The sequence below is a fragment of the Nitrincola lacisaponensis genome (genome assembly GCF_000691225.1).
Taxonomy (GTDB): Bacteria; Pseudomonadota; Gammaproteobacteria; order Pseudomonadales; family Balneatricaceae; genus Nitrincola; species Nitrincola lacisaponensis.
On sequence record NZ_JMSZ01000016.1, the window covers coordinates 412,557 to 426,317 of the forward strand.

The window sequence follows — 13,761 nt, forward strand, 5'->3', positions numbered from 1 at the left end:
CATGAATGTGACGGTGGGGGTACTCAGCACCTCATGGATCTGGGGCAGTGCCGTATTCTACGGTGTTCTGCTGTTGTGGATTGTAAAGCGAATTCCCTGGTCGGTTATTCTGAGGGAGCGGGGTATTCAGCATTTGCTGTTCGGTTCAGCCGCGCTTCTGGTGTTGCTATGGCAGCTCAGGGCGGGTGTGACGGATTATCTTACCATTTATTTTTTGGGGCTGACCACGCTGACCCTGATGTTTGGCTGGGATCTGGCGGTGCTGGTGGGTTCTGTCGTCATGTTGGTCATGACCTTGCTGGGGGTTGAGTCCTGGCAGATGTTGCCGGTTAACCTGGTATGCAATGTGGTGATTCCAGCCTGGGTCAGTATCGCTGTGTTGCGTGTTGTAGAAGCCCGGTTGCCGAAAAATTTCTTTATTTATATGTTCCTCTGTGCCTTTGCCGGTGCCGGACTGGCGGTGGGTATTTCCGGGTTATCCATGGCGCTGATTTTGTGGCTGGATGGTATCTACAGCTGGGCAAAAATCTACCATGACTATGCCCAGTATCTGCCTCTGATCATGCTGCCTGAGGGGTTGATTAACGGCATTATCATGACGGGTATGATGGTGTTTCATCCGGACTGGATTCGTACATTTGACGCCAAAATCTATATTGATGACCAGTAGGTCACTCAGCGTTTGACCGGGTATTTGGCCAGCTTGCGTTGCAGTGTGCGGCGGTGCATGTTCAGTGCCCGTGCAGTCGCCGAAATATTACCTTCATGTTGCTGCAACACTTGCTGGATATGTTCCCATTCCAGGCGATTGACTGACATGGGTTCATGCGCGACGGGTTGTGCCAGATTTGGCTGGACTGCGTTCAGCGCGGCCAGAATCTGATCCGTATCGGCTGGTTTGGGCAGGTATTGATCTGCGCCGAGCTTGATTGCATCCACTGCTGTGGCAATACTGGCGTAGCCGGTCAGCACCAGAATCCGTATCTCTGGATACTGTTCACGTAGCCAGGGAATCAGTGATAATCCCGATGCGCCGGTCATTTTTAAATCCAGCGTTGCCCATTGGATGCCTGTTTGGCTGTCCAGATTGCGTGCCTGTTCTGCTGAGTGGGCAATCGTTACCTGAAAACCGCGGCGGGTCAGCGAGCGCCCCAATACCCGGGTAAACACTTCATCATCATCCACGACCAGAAAGTGCTGTTCAGACATTCTCGGCTTCCTCCGGGTCGCAGGGGCAGGTTGGCAGGCTGACTTCCGTCAAGGTGCCACCGCCAGGGTGGTTATACAGGCGTACCTCGCCCTCTTGCGTGGCCAGTGACGTTACCGTCAGAAAAAGTCCGATGCCGAGGCCCCCTTTGGTGGTAAAAAAGGGTTTGCCCAGGTTGGCCAGTTGTTCTGCTGTCAGGCCTGGTCCGCGATCACGCAGGGTGAGGGTAATCCGGTCAGTCGCAGTGGCGGTCAGAGAGATCTCAATAGCATCGGGGCTGGCATCCGCCGCGTTATTCAGCAGATTGATCAGGGCTTGCTGCAGCGTCATGCTGGCTTGAATGCAGGGGGCAGGTTGGAGCACATCCGTCAGCCGATAGGCTGCCTGGGGGCGCATCAACTGCCAGGCATCCAGCAGACTGGACAGAAACAGATCACAGCGTTGAGGTTGTGGCTGGCTGAGAGTGGCTTCCTCACTGAGCTGACGCAACCTGCTGTTGCACAGATCGATCTGTTGTTGCATCAGGCTCAGATCTGCATCCAGTTCGGGGTGCTCTTGTTGCAGATCACTGAGCACGACACGTAATGTCGACAGGGGCGTGCGCAATTCATGTGCTGTGCCCGCCGCCAGCGTGGCCAGTGTCAGTAGCTGGCGGTCATGGATACGTTGTTCGCGCGCTTTGCCAAGTTGTTGGTCGCGTTCAATCAGGGCGTTGCGCATCTGCACGACATAGACGCTGATGACACCGACTGTTAGCAGAAAGCTGATCCACAGACCGGTGATATGCTGGTGGAACAGCTGCACCAGCGTATGTTGATGTGCCGCAGAAAAATCCAGTAATGGCAGGTGGTTAAACATCAATGAGCTGTATAATCCCGCAACCAGCAGGGCCATCAGCAGGGTGAACTTGCGAGGCAGGGTGGTGGCGCACACGATCAGAGGCAGCAGCAGAACAAAGACAAAAGGGTTGCTGGCACCACCGAACTGATAGAGCAGAGCTGCATAGATAATGACATCTGCACAGAGCTGGGCGAAAAATTCGGCATCCAGTACCGGCCAGTTGGAGTGCAGTCGCAGGTAGGTCATCAGGTTCAGTAGAATCAATGCTGCCAGGCACAGGCCGGTGCTCAGTAAGTCTGGCTGCAGGCGCAGGCGCGGGACTGCAATCACCAATGTAATACAGACCACAAACAGTATCAGGGTGCGGATGTAGGTAAGATGCAGTAAGTGGTGCTGGTGTCGATTCAAGCAGGCCTCCTGAGCAGCTGTCGGAATTATACCCTGTTTAGGGGAACCTGTGGCGCGTCAGAATGTCGCAGTTAAAGTTTTAGCATTAAGCAAGTATGGAGCAGGTATGAAAGCAAAGCTGATGATTATGATCATGATGCTGGGGAGTTGTGTGGCGAGTGTTCAGGCTGACAGCATGAAACCGGAGGACAGTGTTGAATATCGCCAGTCTGCTTTCCGGTTGATGAGTTATCAGCTTAATGTCCTGAATCCGTTGCATCGGCGTCAAGCCTACTCCGATGAATCTTTCGCCTACCGGGCAGAGACGCTCAGTCGTTTGGGTGAGCTGGCGCTGGAGGGTTTTACTGAGGACAGTCAGAGCGCTGCCAGTCGAACCGCTTCACGTGCCTGGGACAATCGTGATGACTTCGATGAGCGTATGCGGCGATTTATAGAAACAACCGCTCAGATGGCAGAAGCATCACGTGCAGGGAATGACCGTCAGACTCGTGACCTGTTTCGACAGACATTGCAGAGTTGCCGAGCCTGTCATGATCAGTATCGGCTGGATTGATTGTGTCTGGCGAGCAGATGGGCGAAAATAGACCAACAGATTAGTCCATTCGCGGAGCCGGTTTTGTCCAGGTCTGACAGATCAGATGCTGTCGCTGCTGAGTGCCCGCCTACATAACAGAAGATTCTATTTCATGTCACAGAGTTCAATTGCCTCCGAGGTGTCTGTTCGACGCACCTTTGCCATTATTTCCCACCCGGATGCGGGTAAAACCACCATTACCGAAAAACTGTTGTTGATCGGTCAGCTGATTCAGGTGGCGGGCACTGTCAAGGGGCGCGGCAGTGACCGGCATGCAACCTCTGACTGGATGACGATGGAGCAGGAGCGTGGTATCTCGATCACCTCATCGGTGATGCAGTTCCCGTACAATGGGCGCACGGTTAATCTGCTGGATACACCGGGGCATGAGGATTTCTCCGAGGATACCTATCGTACACTGACGGCTGTGGATTCAGCATTGATGGTGGTGGATGGCGCCAAGGGTGTTGAAGAGCGGACAATCAAACTGATGGATGTCTGCCGCCTCAGAGATACCCCTATTTTCTCGTTCGTCAACAAACTGGACCGTGATATCCGTGACCCGATTGAACTGCTGGATGAAATTGAAGAGGTCTTGAAGATCGAGGCGGCTCCGATTAACTGGCCTATTGGCTCAGGCAAGTGGTTTAAAGGTGTATACAACCTCTATACCGACAGGATTCATGTTTATACACCTGGCATGGGACATACCCTGGCAGAAGATAAGCAGATTGAAGGTCTCGACAGTGATGAAGCCCGGGCTCTGCTGGATGATGAGTATGATGCCTTTGTCGATGAGATCGAACTGGTCAAGGGTGCCACGCACCCCTGGGATCTGAAAAGCTATCTCGAGGGTCGTTTAACGCCAGTGTTTTTCGGAACAGCGTTGGGCAACTTCGGTGTGCGTGAAATGCTGAATGATTTTGTTGAGTGGGCGCCAGCCCCACCTGCACGTCCGACTGAAACCCGTGCGGTAGCTGCGGATGAAGACAAGTTCAGTGGCTTTATCTTCAAAATCCAGGCCAATATGGACCCCAAACACCGTGACCGCATTGCGTTCATGCGTATCTGCTCCGGAAGCTATACCCGCGGCATGAAGATGCGTCATGTTCGTACTGGCAAGGATATTCGCATTGCCGATGCTGTGACGTTTATTGCCGGTGATCGTGAAAATGTCGAAGAAGCCTGGTCAGGAGATATTATCGGATTGCATAACCATGGCACCATACAGATCGGTGATACCTTCACAGAAGGCGAAGCACTGAAATACACCGGTATCCCGCACTTTGCTCCCGAGATGTTTCGCCGGGTGCGTCCTAAAGATCCGCTGAAAATGAAACAGCTGCAGAAAGGCTTGCAGCAGCTGTCGGAAGAAGGGGCGGTGCAGTTGTTTATGCCCTTGAAGAACAATGATCTGATATTGGGTGCTGTCGGGCAGCTGCAGTTTGAAGTGGTGGTGTTCCGCCTCAGAGATGAATACAAGGTTGAATGTCTGTATGAGCCAATCACGGTACAGACAGCCCGCTGGGTGGAGTGTCAGGATAACAAAATGCTGGAAGAGTTCCGCCGTAAAGGGTATGACAATCTGGCGCTGGATGGCGCGGGTTTGCTGACGTACCTGGCGCCGACCCGGGTCAACCTGTCGCTGACTGAAGAGCGTTGGCCGGATATCCGCTTCCGGGCTACACGCGAGCATTAAACGTGCTGTTTGATACCCATTGCCATCTCGATTTTCCGGTATTCGATACCGGACGAGATGAGTTGATGCAGCGTGCTGCGGAAATGGGCATTGAACAAATACTGGTACCCGGTGTAGAGCTGGCGCATTTTCAGCGAGTGCTGGAACTGCAGCAGCGTTGGCCTGAACGAATACAGATTGCGTTGGGCCTTCACCCTTGTTTTATTCATCAGCATCCCGCCAATGCCGTATCCCAACTGCAAGGATGGCTGGAGAGCTGTGAGAGTCTCTGTGCGGTGGGCGAGATCGGGCTGGATGCACGACCGGGAATGGCCCCTGAGGCTGTGCAGGTGATGTTGCTTGAAGCGCAGCTTAAACTCGCCAGAGAGCGTGAACTGCCGGTCATTCTGCATGTTGTCAAAGCACATGAACGTATGCTGGGCTTGCTGCGCCGTTATGCCTTGCCTGTGGGTGGTGTGGTACATGCCTATTCAGGAAGTCTTGAACAGGCACATCAATATGGCAGGCTGGGTTTTAAGCTGGGCTTTGGTGGTGCGATAACTTATGCCAGAGCCTTGAAGCAGCAGCGACTGGTGCGCGAACTGCCGCTGGAGTGGTTGCTGTTGGAAACCGATGCACCGGATATGCCGCTGGAAGGTTTTCAGGATCAACCCAACACACCCTTGCAGGTGTATCGGGTCGCACAGGTTATGGCCCAGCTCAGAGATGTGCCGCTGGATGAGGTGGTGTCTCTGACGGGGGAGACCGCCAGATCCTTGTTTTACAAGCGTCGGTCATAGTGCGCTTTATACACATTTACGAGGCTTTCCCAGGCAGTATCCGTCCATTCATTCACAGGTAAGTGATAGTAGCGATCACTGACCTGTTCAGGGGTATAGCTGCCAGCTGGTGGATTGATCAGCATGCGGGCAAAGTTGACCGGGTAGTTAGGACCACTTACGCGCTGGCCATAGCGTGCTTCCATTGGGCGCAGGTGGTGTTGAGCAGATGAAATATGCGACAGGCCAAAGCAGTCAGTGGTTTCACCGCGGCAGAGTCGTAGATCACGTGTGTCCAGCTTGTAATACTCGCGTGCTGTCGGGTCGCGCTGGAGCAGATTGTCTGTTTTGATGCAGCCGGACAGTAATATACCCAGTAACAGAACAGAGCCGATCTTGTAAAACATACCGCTGTACTCCTTTAAAAATCGTGACTGAGCTGTGACGCTCACTCATTAAAATCCTGATAAGGGTTGCTGACGTCAATAGAGACCGGATTTGCATAGCCTGGCAGGTGAATGGCTTTATCATCAATACGCAGATCTTCGCCGGTGAGTACCTGGTGATCGTAGAGATAGTCAGGACGGCTTAATCCCCGCGTGGCTTCCTGATCATAGTCGCGTGCGGTTGTCTGTACCTGCTCATTGCGCTGACGCCATTGTTGCATGCCTGACTGCCCATAGCGTTTGCCGAGCAGCGCTTCGGTAGCCTTGGGTGACAGCAATACTGCGCTGGCATTATTGCCACCAAAGCCCTTGGCATTGATGAGTACGCTGTCCATCTGCTCAGCAGCGCCGACCAGATGTTCGAGTGGCAGGTTCAGGTGTGATTGATGTACATCATCAGCAATTTCGGGTGTGGTGATCAGTCCGGGAATCACCCCGTATTGCCAGGCACCCAGTGATGACATGATCTGATCACCACCAGCACAGCCCTGTGAGTGGCCAATATAGGCTTTGACTGCAGAGACGGTCCAGCGGTCAATGCCAAAGGCTTTGGCAGTTTCATTAATCACATGAGACTCGGTGACCCGGTTTTGCGGAGTGCTGGTGCCATGTGCCTGAACATAGCTGCGCTGGCGCAACGCGGTTTCACCCAGCAGACTGCGTACCAGTGATGCAGCTTTGCCCAGGGTCATATAGTTGCCGATGCCGGGAGCCGAAATCGACTTTTTATGGCCATCGGCATGTACAAAAACATCGCCGACGGCCCCCAGTATCTGAGCACCGGTTTCGATGGCCAGGTCATCACTCATCAAGACCAGGTACTGGCTTGATTCGCCAATGGTAAAGCCGCAGTTATTGCCAAACGGGCGGCAAGCCCGGCGATAGTCATCATCTTGCAGGGATGAAAGATTATCCAGTGCCATGAGATATTTGTCTTCAGCCAGCGCGCCCATGGCGCGGAAGCCTTCAATAATTTCGGGTGTTACCGGCGCATCGCTGCCGCCGACCATCACCAGCTTTCTGCGACCGGAACGTATCTCTTCAACGCCGCTGCGCAGGTTGTACAGGAAGGTTGCACAGGCACCCAGTGCACCTCCGGTCAGGCCCACATTTCCCAGCAGGTAGGCGTTGATAAAATCAGCGGGCATCTGTGCATAACCCAGCGGCATCTGTTTGGAGGTGGTGCGTTTCCCCAGTGCCGGGAACTTGGTCAGACCACCAAAACCGTTGTCATCCAGCTGTCCTATGGAGTTGCTGGCAAATACGGCTATCTGATCGGGCGACAGCTGGGCAGCCAGTTGCTTGAAGTTGATACCGACAGAGCGTATGGCATCTGAAGCAGCATAGACGCTCATTTGCAGGCCGCGGGGGTGGTTACGTGACTGATACAGGGAGCCAGGATCAAATCCTGTCGGCAACATGCCCGCACTTTGTACGGCAGCTTCACGGTAATCAGGGAATATAACATCACAGCCCCCCAGTACCTGTATTTCTGATTCGCCGCCTGTCAGTGGCGTAATCTGCCAGTTCGCCGGTGGATTCTGTGGCAGGTGACGGTTGCGCAGACGGAAGGTGACCGGTCCTTGCTCAGCCTGCAGCGTAGCGGGCTTGTTCAGCATAACCGCTGACACGTCGAACCAGTCAGGGTGGATACGGCGAATCAAGGTGTCAGCACGCAGCTCTGCATCCAGCGCTTGTGCCAGACTGGTGCTATCCATGACACGGCCATCACGCGTGGTGTATTGGCCATCAGTAAAACGGGCGCGCTGCATCAGGGTCGCCAGTGCTGTCAGGGTTTCAATCCGGCTCTGGCTGTCCAACTGATCCAGAATCAGACGGCGATAGCCATGGTGAAAAGATGATCGTCCGGCTGGGCTGATGCCGCCGAAACCCACAATGACAGGAAGCTGTGACAAGAGGGTGGCTCCTTGAAGCTGAAAGGCTGAATAGACGCTGCGATCTCCCTATTTTAGCGGTTAGGCTCTGGCTGTACCAGCTCTGATCCACGTTTGCCTGGTATTGATGTGATAGTTGGCTATTCTTCATATAAGGTTCAGTTTCGATCACGTATAACCCCTCTATAATAGTGAACAATTTGATCCTGCAGATGGGAGAACAAAGCGATGAAAGCTAAATGGGTGTTGGCGTCAGCGTCGGCTTCAATGATTTTTCTGGCGGGTTGCACGGCAAATCCCTATCAGCCTTCCAATACCGTAAAAGGTACAGCGGGTGGTGCTGTGGGCGGTGCTGCGCTGGGAGCCGCGGTAGCCGGCTCGGGAAAGCGTAATGAAGGCGCACTGGTTGGTGCGCTGCTGGGTGCAGCTGTGGGTGGTGGTATCGGCTATTACATGGATCAGCAGGAAGCACATTTGCGCCAGCAGTTACAGGGTACGGGTGTGGATGTGAACCGGGTCGGTGATGAAATACAGCTGGTGATGCCCGGGAGTATTACCTTTGCGACCAATGAGGACCGGATCGAACCTGCGTTTCATGACACTTTGAACCATGTAGCGAATGTGCTGCGTCAGTATGATCAAACATTGATTGATGTTGAAGGTCATACGGATAGCACCGGCAGTCTGCAGTATAACCAGCAACTGTCTGAACGGCGCGCCCAGAGTGTTGCGCAGTATCTGATCAATTCAGGCGTGTCTCCGATGCGTGTCAGTACGCGCGGATATGGCCCATCAATGCCGGTAGCCGGAAATGATACAACACACGGTCGCTCCCTGAATCGACGTGTTGAGATCAAGATTCGCGGTCAGGAATAAGGCTGGACTTTACTGACTGCGCACCAGGTCGTCACGTTGAATGTTGACGTGACTGGCCTGGCTGTTGAGTGTGCCACTGGCAAAGGTGGGCTCTACCCGATCGAGTGTCAGAGTTGTACCTGTGCCGACAAATTCCGAGAAGGCTTCATTACGGCTGTCATAATGCACCTGGCGTCGGTATACGGACAGTCGATCTCCCGGGTTCAGTCCACTGAGCGATCCGGCATTGATCCACAAGCGATTCTGCTCAGCACGTGTAATGCGTGCACTGAATGGCTCACAGCGTAAACGGTCATTCAGGTCTGCAACCACCTGACGCATTTCCCGCCGCACCTTGTCACCATAGTCCTGCAGCCAGAACGCATCTGTTGCAAAGCCGGTTCGTTGTTGTCCTGCATTCCAGATGCCGCCGGTCATATAGCGCTTTTGCCAGATCAGCCCGCCGCTGAGAGCATCATGCAGGTATACGTCCAGAATGAATGCGCGCATGTTGCGCTCATGATTGGCATCGAGGCGGTGGTAGAGATCGGTCAAAATATGCGGTTCGCGTCCGCCCTGTGGATTGCGCTGACTGATATCGCGAATGACACCCGAGACAATGTACTGCATATTGGTTTGTTCAGTGTGACGCTGCAGGTTGGTCAGGGTGCCGTCATCCAGCATCTGTGTCGGTGCGTTATCCAGATTGCTGTGCAGCCGCAAGTGGGTCGCTGTGTGGCTGTCAAAGCCTGGGCGCTGTTTGAGTTCTCTGGCAAGCAGTTCAGGAAGGCGGACAGGCATGTCGTGCAGGCCTCCCGCATTGGCTTGAGACGGTTGTACCAAAGGAAAGGCGGTGAAGCCTACGTTACGCAGATAAGCCACTTCCGGCAGGCTGCCAGGGCAACCCTGAGCGGCGTTGAGTTGTGCGCGAATTCTGACAGTCAGTTCATTTCCTTGCAGGCGTTCTTCAATAATATGGAGATCGCTCAGCAGAGCGCTGCTGGAAATACGGGTGTTGTCAGCAACGATTACGCCATTGCGAACCTCTGTGGTGGAGCTGATAAATGCAGCGGCACGTTGGGTGGCGGCTTCAGATGCTTGCTGGACAGCGGTGCGTCGAGCGGTGATCAGGTCGCCATGAATGACCGTGGCACTGCCTTCCGCCTCAATGACGGAGGGTAAGGGGGTGGCCTGAACTGAGATACTCAACAGGCTGAAAATCAGCCAGGAAAAAATCAACAGAGTCCGCTGTGACACCTTATTCGACCCGATCATTAACAGCTGGTACGCGATCAGCGCGCAGAATCTGTACATAGCTATGGTGATTGAATGTCTGGAGTACGACGAGCGCACCTCCCGCCTCTCTGCGCTGGCCGGGAAGTGTCTTGTAAAAGTGTAACAGGTGTCCTGGAAGCAGGCGATCCTGCTTGCCCAGATTTATCACGGCAAACAGGCTTTCAGGTTCATTCCAGAAAATTTGTTGTATCTGACCCTGAGTGCCTGCTGGTGGGTAATCAAAGACAAAGGCATCAGGCAGGAACTCCAGACTGGAACCCTGTTGTTGCTTGAGAAAGCGCTGGTAGTGCCCCGCACGAATCTGATCGCGGGCGAGGCTTGCCAGGTTGCTGTCAATCCGGACTGTAGCGGTCTGGTGTGCCCAGGCCTGTGGTGTCAGGAGTAATGACAGCAACAGGGTGGCTATCCAGCCGGTCGTCAAGGCTTTGCACACAGGGTTGTACCAGGTTCCGAAGTTAAGCACTGTCAGAAAGTATAGCCGGGATCACGGACAGCTCCGCCTGGTACCAGCCCTGCTCCACGACGAACCGGATTGGTGTTTTCTTTTTCCAGCATACGGATTAGTTGGCTACGGCTGACCTGCATCGACATCTGGGTGACGGCTACACCATCATCCAGAATTTCCTGATGGGTGATCGCTGCGCCCTGTATATAGGTATTCAGCTGTGTCCGCAGACGATCATTGCCAGCCATGTAGTCATTCAGGTCGCTGTCTCCGGTGATATAGATACCGGCAACCTGTTCGGCAACCTTGCGATAGGCATCTATCTCCGATGCGCGCATGGTCATCAGTCGACGTTGAGCGGCATTGGCAAAGGTGTTTTTCGGAGCACCATAGCCGGTGACCTTGACGATAATAATGTCACTGTCATCGCGGAAAGCATCCGTGCGCGTATGATGTTGAGTAGTACAGCCACTGATGATAACCAGTAGGGCGAGCAGGGGTAGATAGAGTTTCTTCATAATCTGGGTCTCTTGTTACGCTGCACGGAATACTAACACTGAATATACTAGTTACCTATATCGGGTGCTGCCAGAAAAACTTTAAAACTTCAGTATAAACCACTGTTTTTAGCAATCAGTTACTGTGCTGGATATGTTCATCCAGCTTTTGGCAGATGGCTTGCTGTAACTGTTGGCAAAGTTCCGGGTCACTGATCGGGTTGCCCTCGGCATCGGTAATAAAGAAAAAGTCCTCTACGCGCTCGCCAATGTTGGATATTTTGGCTTTGCGTACCGAAATATCAAACTCAACGAAGATGCGTCCCAGGCGTGCCAGCAGTCCTGGTCGGTCCGAGGTGATCACTTCCAGCACTGTTTGTTGACTGCTGGGGTCGTTGCTCAGATTGACGCTGGTCGGGATGGTGAACAGCTTGAGGATGCGAGGCACGCGTCGCTGAATGATTTCCGGAAAGTCATCCGGATCATCCAGCTCTTCAGTCAGGTGTTGCTGTATACGGTTCAGATAGCCCGGATCGTCGGACAGAGGCTGATTGTCTTCTGTCAAAACAGTATAGGTGTTCAGCGTACGCCCATTGTCGGTCGGAATGATGCGTGCATCGACGACGTTCAGGTGCAGTTGATCCAGTGCTGCTACGGTCGCCGGGAACAGGTAAGGCAGATCATCGGCGTAGATGAAAATCTCGGTGGCCCCTTCGTACAGGCGATAAGAGGTTTTATGTACCTGTATCAACGGCAGGGGACGATCTGCATGCTCCAGAATAATCTGCGTGTGCCAGGCGATATTGGCTGAGTCTTCGCGCATGAAATACTCATCCCCGAGCAGGGCCCAGAAACGACGTACTTCAGTTTCGCTTTTGTTCATGCGTTGCAGCAGTTGCAGCGCTTCCAGTTGGAGCTGCTCGATACGGTCTTCCTTGTTCATCGGGTTTTCCAGTCCCCGGCGCAGCGCGCGCTTGGTTTCCGTATAGAGTTGGCGCAACAGGGTGCCGCGCCAGCTGTTCCAGAGTGTGTGGTTGGTGGCGTTGATATCAGCCACGGTCAGCACATAGAGATAGTTGAGGTGGACAATGTCGCGGACCTCCAGTGCAAACTTGTGGATCACTTCAGGGTCGGAGATATCGCGGCGCTGTGCTGTCATGGACATCAGTAGATGACGGCGTACCAGCCAGGCAACCAGTTGCGTGTCCCATTTGCCGATATGATGACGGCGACAAAAGCCGATAACATCATCGGCGCCCAGCTCTGAGTGGTCGCCACCGCGTCCTTTGGCGATATCATGGTAGAGTCCTGCAATATAGAGCAGTTCGATCTTGGGTAGCTGGTTGATGATGCGGTGAGCCAGCGGAAAGTGTTGTTGCATGTTTTCATGCCGGAACTGGCGCATCATCTGAATCACTTTGAGCGTGTGTGCATCAACTGTGTAGATGTGAAACAGGTCATGCTGCATCTGGCCAACAATTTTGCCGAATTCAGGCAGGTAGCGCCCCAGGATGCCGTAGCGATTCATACGTTTCAGTTGGGTTGAAACGCCCTCTTCTGAGCGCAGTAACTCCATGAACAGAGAGGTGTTGCGCAGATCCTGACGAAACTCGCGATCAATCAGATGGCGGTGTTCACGAATCAGTCGGATGGTGGATGCGCGCACACCTTTGATCTGCGGGTTCTGAGCCAGCAGAACAAACAGCTCCATCATGGCAAAAGGGTGGTGCTCAAACACCTTGTCATACACTACTTCGAGATAGTCATTGCGTATCTGGAAGCGATTGTTGAGTGGCTCAATCTGATGGGGATCATCACCGCGCAGAATGACTTCGTCAAAGTATTGCAGCAGCATGTCGTTGAACTCCGACATTGCCTTGGCAACACGGTAGTAGTTGCTCATGAACTGCTCTACAGCCAGGGCACCCTCCTGGTCTTCATAGCCAAAAAACGCGGCCAGACTGCGTTGGTGGTCAAACAGCAGGCGGTCTTCGCGACGCTTGCAGAGCATGTGCAGGGCGTAGCGAACTGTCCAGAGATAGAGCTCACCCTTGTTCAGTGACTCCAGTTCGCTGTCAGTGACAAAGCCGTGGCTGACCAGATCGCGCAGATAGGTGGCACCAAAATGGCGTTTCGCTACCCAGCCAATGGTTTGCAGGTCCCTGAGGCCGCCGGGAGAGTTTTTCAGGTTGGGCTCAAGATTATATTCAGTGTTATTGGTGCGCTGGTGACGTTCTGACTGTTCCTGAAGTTTTGCTTTGAAAAACTCCTGATCAGACCAGGCCTCTTCTGATGTAACCTGGGCATACATGCGCTGCTGTAGTGCAGGATTGCCGCTGATGGTGCGTGATTCAATCAGGTTGGTCGCAATGGTGATATCGTTGCGTGATTCTTCGTAGCATTCGCGGATAGTGCGAACACTGGAGCCGATGTCGAGCTTGAGGTCCCAGAGTAACGTCAGAAATGCGCTGATGCTGTCAGAAAAGCTGCTCGCGTCAATTTCATCGGTCAGCAGCAGGATATCAATATCTGAAAAGGGGTGAAGTTCGCCCCGTCCATAACCGCCGACGGCAATCAGTGCAATATGTGAGTCGTCGGGCCAGGAAAACAGGTTCCAGGCCAGTGTCAGTACCTGATCCAGTACCCAGGCGCGACCATAGATCAGCTTGCGGATGTCGCCGCCCTGGCGGAAGTCGCTGTCCATCAGCGACTCGGCATTGCGAAGCGCCTGGCGCAGCAGTATCAGGGGCTTTTCATTGCCCTGTTGGATGGCCTGGCGCAGTGTGTCGAGATCCAGGTATTCAGGAACCGGCTGGGTATAGACAGGAGACTGGCTCATCG

13 protein-coding genes are annotated in these 13,761 nt (G+C 53.7%); 5 read left to right on the forward strand and 8 right to left on the reverse strand.

Annotation, left to right across the window (positions count from 1 at the left end; translation table 11 throughout):
* Position 1 precedes the first annotated feature (1 nt).
* Entirely contained in the window at positions 2 to 670 is a 669-nt protein-coding gene (locus ADINL_RS05260; RefSeq protein ID WP_036544624.1) for an energy-coupling factor ABC transporter permease, read from the forward strand.
* Positions 671 to 675: 5 nt separating this feature from the next.
* On the opposite strand, the gene ADINL_RS05265 is transcribed toward ADINL_RS05260, so the two are convergent.
* On the reverse strand, positions 676 to 1,209 hold the full coding sequence (locus ADINL_RS05265; RefSeq protein ID WP_036544626.1) for a response regulator transcription factor: 534 nt from the start codon (positions 1,207 to 1,209) through the stop codon (positions 676 to 678).
* On the reverse strand, positions 1,202 to 2,455 hold the full coding sequence (locus tag ADINL_RS05270; RefSeq protein WP_036544628.1) for an ATP-binding protein: 1,254 nt from the start codon (positions 2,453 to 2,455) through the stop codon (positions 1,202 to 1,204). Before ADINL_RS05270 ends, ADINL_RS05265 begins: the two co-directional genes overlap by 8 nt.
* A 106-nt stretch (positions 2,456 to 2,561) precedes the next feature.
* Here ADINL_RS05270 and ADINL_RS05275 point away from each other — a divergent pair, with 106 nt between their 5' ends.
* From ADINL_RS05275 to ADINL_RS05285, 3 genes are all read left to right on the forward strand, one after another.
* The gene (locus ADINL_RS05275) at positions 2,562 to 3,008 is read left to right on the forward strand and encodes a c-type cytochrome (protein WP_036544630.1); all 447 of its coding nucleotides are present in this window, start codon (positions 2,562 to 2,564) and stop codon (positions 3,006 to 3,008) included.
* A 133-nt stretch (positions 3,009 to 3,141) separates the two neighbouring features.
* Positions 3,142 to 4,728 (forward strand): peptide chain release factor 3, encoded by a 1,587-nt coding sequence (locus tag ADINL_RS05280; protein WP_036545508.1) that lies wholly within the window; start codon positions 3,142 to 3,144, stop codon positions 4,726 to 4,728.
* Between the two features lie 2 nt (positions 4,729 to 4,730).
* Positions 4,731 to 5,507: a TatD family hydrolase gene (locus tag ADINL_RS05285; RefSeq protein ID WP_036544632.1), complete on the forward strand. Its 777-nt coding sequence runs from the start codon at positions 4,731 to 4,733 to the stop codon at positions 5,505 to 5,507.
* On the opposite strand, the gene ADINL_RS05290 is transcribed toward ADINL_RS05285, so the two are convergent.
* Together ADINL_RS05290 and ADINL_RS05295 are read right to left on the reverse strand one after the other, a co-directional pair.
* Positions 5,489 to 5,893: a hypothetical protein gene (locus ADINL_RS05290; RefSeq protein WP_036544634.1), complete on the reverse strand. Its 405-nt coding sequence runs from the start codon at positions 5,891 to 5,893 to the stop codon at positions 5,489 to 5,491. The two genes, ADINL_RS05285 and ADINL_RS05290, sit on opposite strands and share 19 nt — an antisense overlap.
* Before the next feature lie 41 nt (positions 5,894 to 5,934).
* A complete protein-coding gene (locus tag ADINL_RS05295) occupies positions 5,935 to 7,848 on the reverse strand; it encodes a beta-ketoacyl synthase (protein WP_036544636.1) in 1,914 nt (637 codons plus the stop codon).
* A 207-nt stretch (positions 7,849 to 8,055) separates the two neighbouring features.
* Here ADINL_RS05295 and ADINL_RS05300 point away from each other — a divergent pair, with 207 nt between their 5' ends.
* Complete coding sequence (locus tag ADINL_RS05300) at positions 8,056 to 8,703, forward strand: YiaD family glycine zipper/OmpA-like lipoprotein (RefSeq protein WP_036544638.1); 648 nt, start codon at positions 8,056 to 8,058, stop codon at positions 8,701 to 8,703.
* 9 nt (positions 8,704 to 8,712) lie between these two features.
* Here ADINL_RS05300 and ADINL_RS05305 read toward each other — a convergent pair whose 3' ends face one another.
* The 4 genes from ADINL_RS05305 to ADINL_RS05320 form a co-directional block, all read right to left on the reverse strand.
* A complete protein-coding gene (locus tag ADINL_RS05305; RefSeq protein ID WP_036544640.1) occupies positions 8,713 to 9,939 on the reverse strand; it encodes a flagellar assembly protein T N-terminal domain-containing protein in 1,227 nt (408 codons plus the stop codon).
* Position 9,940: 1 nt separating this feature from the next.
* Positions 9,941 to 10,411 carry a hypothetical protein gene (locus ADINL_RS05310; RefSeq protein WP_152547614.1) on the reverse strand — a complete coding sequence of 157 codons (471 nt, stop codon included), beginning with the start codon at positions 10,409 to 10,411 and terminating at the stop codon, positions 9,941 to 9,943.
* 32 nt (positions 10,412 to 10,443) lie between these two features.
* On the reverse strand, positions 10,444 to 10,941 hold the full coding sequence (locus ADINL_RS15910) for an LPP20 family lipoprotein (protein ID WP_051632581.1): 498 nt from the start codon (positions 10,939 to 10,941) through the stop codon (positions 10,444 to 10,446).
* Between the two features lie 115 nt (positions 10,942 to 11,056).
* The gene (locus tag ADINL_RS05320) at positions 11,057 to 13,759 is read right to left on the reverse strand and encodes a [protein-PII] uridylyltransferase (RefSeq protein WP_036544643.1); all 2,703 of its coding nucleotides are present in this window, start codon (positions 13,757 to 13,759) and stop codon (positions 11,057 to 11,059) included.
* Positions 13,760 to 13,761 lie beyond the last annotated feature (2 nt).